Below are 211 nucleotides of genomic sequence, written 5' to 3' on the forward strand. Positions count from 1 at the left end.
GAACGTATTAGGGCCTTTGTTTGGGCGACGATAGCTGATGACCGGGGTGAGCCCCAGTTGCAGGGTCAGGTGGCAAACGGGGGCGGTAAAATAGCCGGCATCCAGCACGATGGCAACCGGATTAAGCGGGAAACGGGCCAACTGACGTTTCAGACGCCCAATCAACGGCTGGCTGTCATGGACATTGCCTGCGGTGGCGTAAGTATCCATG

General features: G+C 57.8%; 1 pseudogene. It reads right to left on the minus strand.

Annotation, left to right across the window (positions count from 1 at the left end):
* Positions 1 to 211: pseudogene (locus Xsze_RS21720) on the minus strand (IS5/IS1182 family transposase); the annotation flags it as partial.

It is taken from the genome of Xenorhabdus szentirmaii DSM 16338 (genome assembly GCF_002632585.1).
Classification (GTDB): Bacteria; Pseudomonadota; Gammaproteobacteria; order Enterobacterales; family Enterobacteriaceae; genus Xenorhabdus; species Xenorhabdus szentirmaii.